Annotated in this window: 3 protein-coding genes; 1 reads left to right on the top strand and 2 read right to left on the bottom strand. The window is 42.2% G+C overall.

Going from position 1 to position 7,283, the window contains the following annotated elements; genetic code table 11:
- Positions 1–2,943 (top strand): TIM-barrel domain-containing protein (locus tag DBR11_RS13480; protein WP_108553193.1); only part of this gene is annotated, 2,943 nt, incomplete at its 5' end.
- 72 nt (positions 2,944–3,015) lie between these two features.
- Here DBR11_RS13480 and DBR11_RS13475 read toward each other — a convergent pair.
- Complete coding sequence (locus DBR11_RS13475) at positions 3,016–6,171, bottom strand: sugar-binding domain-containing protein (RefSeq protein ID WP_108553192.1); 3,156 nt, start codon at positions 6,169–6,171, stop codon at positions 3,016–3,018.
- A gap of 159 nt (positions 6,172–6,330) precedes the next feature.
- Positions 6,331–7,233: an alkaline phosphatase family protein gene (locus DBR11_RS13470; protein ID WP_108553191.1), complete on the bottom strand. Its 903-nt coding sequence runs from the start codon at positions 7,231–7,233 to the stop codon at positions 6,331–6,333.
- Positions 7,234–7,283 lie beyond the last annotated feature (50 nt).

Genomic DNA, 7,283 nt, shown 5'->3' with positions numbered 1-7,283 from the left:
GGTAAGCGCTATAAAGAAAGTCAGAAAGATAACGGAGGAATTAAGGAATCTTTAAATGGGGAGAAGAACAATTACCAGTTTTCGGCCCGTGCAGTAATTGACCGGTATAAAAGGAACGATATGCCATTTGGCTGGTTGCTTCCAAATGATGGCTATGGTGCAGGATATGGTCAGACCAGTACTTTAGACGGAAATATTCAAAACCTGAAGAGTTTAGGCGATTATGCCCGCAAAAATGGGGTTGAGATCGGGTTATGGACGCAATCTGACCTCCATCCCAAAGCTGGAGTGAGTGCTTTATTGCAAAGGGATATCCTGAAAGAAGTAAAAGACGCCGGTGTCCGTGTGTTGAAAACAGATGTTGCCTGGGTAGGTGAAGGTTACTCCTTTGGCCTTAACGGCGTTTCGGATGTGGCTCAGATCATGACCAAATATGGCAATGACAGCCGGCCGTTCATCATCTCCTTAGATGGTTGGGCGGGTACGCAACGTTATGCTGGGGTTTGGTCTGGCGATCAGACTGGCGGCGTTTGGGAGTATATCCGCTTCCATATCCCTACTTATCTAGGTTCTGGTTTATCTGGACAACCCAATATCACTTCTGATGTGGACGGTATATTTGGCGGTAAAAACCAGATCGTTAATACCAGAGATTTTCAGTGGAAAACCTTTACGCCAATGCAATTGAACATGGATGGCTGGGGTGCAAATGAAAAATATCCTCAGGCTTTGGGTGAACCTGTTACTTCGATTAACCGGAATTATCTGAAGTTAAAATCTGAACTTATACCTTACACCTATAGCATTGCCAGAGAAGCGGTTAATGGTTTACCGATCATCAGGGCCATGTTCCTGGAACATCCAAATGCGTATACCCAGGGGCCTGCAACACAGTACCAGTTTATGTATGGGCCTAATTTCTTAATTGCACCGATCTATCAGGCTACAAAATCTGATGATAAAGGCAATGACATCCGCAATGGAATATATCTTCCTGAAGGTACTTGGATTGATTATTTCTCCGGAGAAAAATATACCGGGAATTGCATCCTGAACAGCTTTGATGCACCCCTATGGAAATTGCCGATATTCGTTAAAAATGGGGCCATCATTCCGCTGGCCAATCCCAACAATAATGTATCTGAGATCAATAAAGGCATCCGGATCTATGAGCTTTATCCTTCGGGAAAAAGTTCATTTACCGAATATGATGATGATGGAACTACAGAACAGTACAAATCTGGTCAAGCGAGTTCCAGCTTAATTGAATCGGAAGTAGAAAACAACCGCGCAAAGATCACCATCCACCCTGCAAAAGGTAATTTCAATGGTTTTGTTAAAAACAAAGCCACTGAAATTAGGGTTAATGTATCGCAGGAGCCCAAAAAAGTATCTGCAAAAGTGGGTAAGAATACCATCAATCTGGTTAAAGTAAATTCTATGAAGGAATTCTTAAGCAAACAGAATGTGTATTTCTACGATGCGGCTCCAAACTTTAATCAGTTTGCCACTAAGGGAACTGCATTTGAAAAGGTGAAGATTCTGAGGAATCCGCAGGTGCTGATCAAACTCGGCACAACGGACATTTCTGTAAATTCAGTTGTGGCTACGATAGAGGGATTCAGGTATGAACCTCTAAATACGCAGCGGGTGTCGTCGGGTAAGCTGAGCAGTCCGCTCCATGCTGAAGTTTCGGATAAAAACAGGGAGGCTTATACCTTAAAACCGACCTGGTCAAAAGTGGATCATGCTGATTTCTATGAAATAGATTTCAATGGCATGCTTTATACAACGATTAAGGATACGACCCTGTTATTTGATGGTTTAACTGCCGAAACGCCATATTCCTTCCAATTGCGGGCGGTAAACAAAGATGGCCATTCTGACTGGACTGAATTTAAAACAACCACTAAATCCAATCCGCTTCAATTTGCGATCCATGATATTCTTGCCCAGTCGACAGCACAAGATCAGGAAGAATCTGAGATCGATAAGTTATTTGACTTTGATGAGGGCAATATCTGGCATACCAAATGGGGTACAAAGGCTGTTCCTTTCGACGTGGTTATGGATCTCAAAACGATCAATCAGCTGGATAAATTCCAATACCTTCCACGTTCAGGAAGAGGAAATGGCACGCTTCTGAAAGGTAAAGTATACTATAGCAATGACAGAGAAACCTGGACAGATGCCGGTGCATTTGAATGGGCAAATACGGATGCGGTTAAAGTATTTGATTTTGCCAGTCATCCTTCTGCCCGTTTCATTAAGCTATCCGTTGCCGAAGCCGTGGGTAACTTCGGTTCGGGCAGGGAATTGTATGTGTTCAAGGTTCCTGGTACGGAGAGTTACCTTCCTGGAGACATCAACAATGATCGTTTGATAGACAGGAATGACTTGACCTCTTACACCAATTACACCGGCTTAAGAAAAGGTGATGCGGATTTTGAAGGTTATATCAGCAATGGCGATATCAATAAGAACAATTTGATTGATGCTTATGACATCTCGCTTGTGGCTACTAAAATTGACGGTGGGGTTAATGACAGCAAAATTGAAAAAGTAGCTGGTTCACTGGAAATCAGTACGGCAAAAGAGAATTACAATAAAGACGAAATCATTGAAATTAAGGTAAAAGGCAATAACCTTAAATCTGTCAATGCTTTGAGTTTCGCATTACCATATAATCCGCAAGATTATGAGTTTATAGGTGTACAGACTGTAAACACGAAACAAATGGAGAACCTGACTTATGACAGGTTACATACCAATGGCGTTAAGGCTTTATATCCAACTTTTGTGAACTTGGGTGATAAGGAAGCGCTGAGTGGTAGTTCGGATATCTTTACCATTAAGTTCAAAGCCAAACGTAAGCTTAAGTTTGATCTGAAGGCTTTAGATGGTATTTTGGTGGATAAGAACCTGAATACAGTGAGCTTTTAGAAAGCAGTTTGATTAGAAAATTTCACCCTGATGATGAAGGTCTCAGGGTGAAATTTTTTAAAAAAAAACTCATTATTTGGTCTCTACAAAGACCACCTCCGAGATCATCGCATTACTCCCGGCTACAGATTCGATCTTTACATTGACTTTGCCATCATTGGTATCCTCCCGCATCACGAATAATTTTATCCATTTGCCTGCCTTGTCTAATTTGCCAGTCGCAAACGCTCTTCCTTCTATCCATATTTTAGCATCCCGGCCTTCATTATTCCAATCTTCAAAATGAAGATACAATTCGCCGATAACACCCTGTGGTGGGTTGATTTCCATCTCCAGCTTTTTACCATACCAGGCTTCCTTACCATCCCATTGCCATAGTTCTTTTGCGCCGGTAAATTTAAACCGGGTATTCCGTTTAAGTACTGAGGTACTTGTTCCTGCTTTTGAATACAACAAAGCTTCAGAAAAAGCCGCTGGTACAGGTATTTTGCTTTCGGCTTGCTTAACCAATGGAAAAGTTGCCTTCAGCAGTGCTGTATCCACACTAACCTCTGGATTAAAAGCTTCACCAGACATATATTGTCGTAAACTATATCTGAATTGCCCGGCAACCGGGTTCTGCACAGTCTGCACATCGTATCCACAAACCAGTAACTTTCCTTTACCAACCTTGCATTCAAACAAGGATCCTAATTTCTCATTGAGGTGAAAATCGCTTATGGGCTGGGCCATTGGCCGTATACGTTGCGGCCATTTTTTTAGTTTGAACGATCTCCCCCCTTTACTGATGGCCTCCCATTGCCAATCGCTATAAAAGTCTGTTGGAAAATCATTGAATACTGGATGTTGAGCATTAATGGAAGTGCCCAGAGTGGTATTTTCCTGACCTGGAAAAAACACGTTAGACCAAAACAGGGGTTCAAAGAACACTGGCCTGAAACCATCCGCCTGGCCGAGCTTTGAAGCATAGAGCAATACGTTTTTACCATTTTGCAGGTCTTGCAATGTTTTTTCATCGAGTCTGTCGGTCTCTGTGACCGCTCCGGAAGATTTGGATGGAAGATGTTCCGGATAGATCCAGATTTCCCATTCATTGTGATAAGCCGTTCCTGGCAAAGTCAATACAAACTTTGCTTTCGTTGCCTTTGCTACTTGTATTAAAGGCAAGCGCACCTCCATCACGGGTTTCACCTCTCCTCTTTTTACAAACACATCATTTGCTGTTCCCTGCCCTAACAGTTGATTACTTTCATCAGTAAGTGTCCATTTCAGCTCACTTTTAAGATCTCCGCTCCCATAATTGGCAACTTGCAACTTTGCCACAAAGTCTTCTGTGTTTTGCCAGATGAATTTTTTAAACCTTGCCAGTGGAACCACCTCATTATTATACTGTTTAAAATAAGGGGCTGCTGTGGTGCCTTTATCATCATAAAATGCATCGAGCCAACCCACCAAAGCCTCACCCTGGCCCTGGTAATCCTGCATACTCAGCATTTGAAAACCTGCACAGGAAGGTGTACGGTAAAAATTTTCAATCAGCGCTTTGTACAAAATCTTTTGTAATGCTCCGCTGGCTTTATGGAAAACGGCATCTTGCTGATCTAATCCATTTGCCACAGCAGAGGTTTTGCAAAGCTCTAAATTGCGGGCTTTGAGCACACCGGTATATTTATCAATCTCTGTCCATAAAGGATAAACTGGAAATTGGCCCACTTCATGGGCTATAATTGGGATATTACTTTTTGAATAGTTTTTTTCCAGGTCATAATCTGTACCCGCCTCCTTCAAACCATAAGTTCCGCCTGCATTTGGAATGTTATGCGTAGCTGAAAAGTCATCAACAGGCGTAATCTTTCGGGCAGTTGACAAAGCATATAACCTTCTGGCGTCCTTGTCTTTTATTTTCCGGATCCATTCCTGCATTTTAGAAAAATCAGAATTTCCGAGTTCATTGCCTATACACAACATGGTAAAAGAGGGATGATTTCCATAAGCCTTTACGATCCGCTGCAATTCGTCCTGTACAAACTGGTCGGCAGAGGGATTGTGACCAAGACCTTGAGGTAGCCCTTTAGTCAGCATATCCGGACGGTCTTTAGGCGGCTCGGTCATCCACCAGTCAATCCATATCATTTCTGCCTGGATATAAATACCAAGCTTATCCGCAGCTATAAAGGCGGCTTCTGGCGGGCACCAGGAGTGAAAACGTACATGATTAAGCCCATAAGATTTATAAATCCTGAAAATCCTTTCCCATTCTGTCACATCGCAGGAAGGGTATCCTGTTAGTGGAAAATGTACGCAATCCAGATTTCCTCTCATAAATACAGGTGCGTCATTGATCAGGATTTTTGAGGTACTTCGGCTAATGCTCCGAAAACCAAAATCAACTCCAATCTGGTTCTTATTCTGCAACCGGGCGGTGATCTGGTAACGGTTCGGCTCAAACTCATCCCATAGTTTAATAGGAAAGTCCAATTTAAGGTTGTGTACCTGTTCTGCTTCATTGCCTAGCCTAAGTTGCTTGCTGAATACCAGTTTGTTGGTTTGCAGATCGACAATAGTATATACGACATTCATGGGAGCAGGATTCTGGAGTTTTAATTTCAACTCCAGCTGCTTCTTTTTTGCATCGGCAAACACCCGCAGATCTGTTAACTGTGTTTTCGCTTTGGCTTGCAGTTCGATTTTACCAACTACGCCATTCCAGATACTCTGTGTATATTCGGTATAGGCATGGCCCTTATCTCCGATATTGTAAATGAGGTCGTTGTTGATTCGAAGTGTGAGTCTGTGTTTTCCTGGCTTTAATACGCCTAAAGAATGAACATGAGGTACGGCAAGTGCATCCTTTTTTGACAATTCAACTCCGTCAAGCCATACCTTAGATTCCCACATCACTCTCTCTAGAAAAAGTTCAATTTCTTTCCCTTTCCAGCCAGATGGGATATCAATTTCTCTGCTGTACCAGGCTGGGCCTATGTATTTATAGGCTCTTGATAGAATTCCATAATCGGCACCCTGGGTCTTTGTTCCTTTCTTTGCCTGGTCTGTTGTTCCTGGAAGCTGGATGTGTTCTACCTGTGGGTTTTGATACCAGTCCTGTTTCATCTCCTTACCATCCGGATCAAGTCTAAAACACCAGGAGCCAGCTAAGGAAAGTCTTTCCTGCGAAAAACCTGTGTGGGTTAATAAAACAAAAAATAGAAATCCGGTTAAGTATTTCATCCTAAAAATAATTACGACTTGAGTTGAAAATGAAAAGGACAGAAATCAAATTTACATGATGTAAAGCGTTAAATGAATGGACATTATTCCATTAATGATGGACTTTCTTTTGAATTGTAAAGGCCCTGATTTATTCTGAATCAGGGCCTTTATATCAGGTTATTTAAATATTGCTGCCGGTATGGTTCCCGTCCAGGCCAGAGGTAATTTATGGAGTCCAAAAATCTTTGCCAGTACCAAGGCTGTATTTTTATTGCTGTTAAATGCGGTGGTTATCCCTTGCTTTTTGATTTGCGGGCCGGTAATTGCCCATGGCACCTGCATTTCGTTCATAGTAACGCCCCCATGGCCTTTATTAATACCTCCATGATCTGTAATCAGCATAAAATGGGTGTCTTTATAAACACCGGCAGTTTTCAATTGATCGAGCAATTCGCCTATGGCCACATCTGCCGCTTCAATTGCTTTTATGTATTCAGGAGACATCCACCCAAATCCATGCCCTGCATGATCGGTATGTACACTGTATAGAAAGACCAGGGTTGGATTCTGCTTGTTTTTGATCATAAAATCATAGGCCTTTTTATAGTTATCCTTATACTCGTCTTTTTCCTCGAAGGATACTTCATCCAGGTATTTCTTGTTGATCGGATTGATCAGTTCTTTCCAGTTATAATAATAACCGATCCGGGCATTTGGAACCTCATCCTTTAAGACTTTAAAGATGGATGGGTAATAGCCGTCCTGATCTGTTTCTAAGGGCTGCAGGGTATGTTTCTCCAATGTCCAGTCGTTGGCTGTGATGCCGTGTTCTTCTGGGCCTGATCCGGTAAGATGGCTTGTCCAGTTTGGAAGGGTAACCGAGGGCATAACCGGTCTGGTGGTCAATGAAAGCACTCCATCGGCGATCATTTTATCCAGATTAGGGTGTTTGACCGCTTTAAATCCTTCTGCGCTGAATCCGTCCAGGCCGATAATCAATACATGCGCAGGTTTCTTTTGTGCAACTGCGGTAACTGAAATGAACAACAGGGTTAGTATTCCAAAAAAATATATTTTCATAACTAAGGTTTATATCAATCAAAAATAAATATTGTTTGCATATTCTACAC

This window comes from Pedobacter sp. HMWF019, assembly GCF_003061025.1.
Taxonomy (GTDB): Bacteria; Bacteroidota; Bacteroidia; order Sphingobacteriales; family Sphingobacteriaceae; genus Pedobacter.
This window is presented reverse-complemented; position numbering and strand designations above follow the sequence as displayed.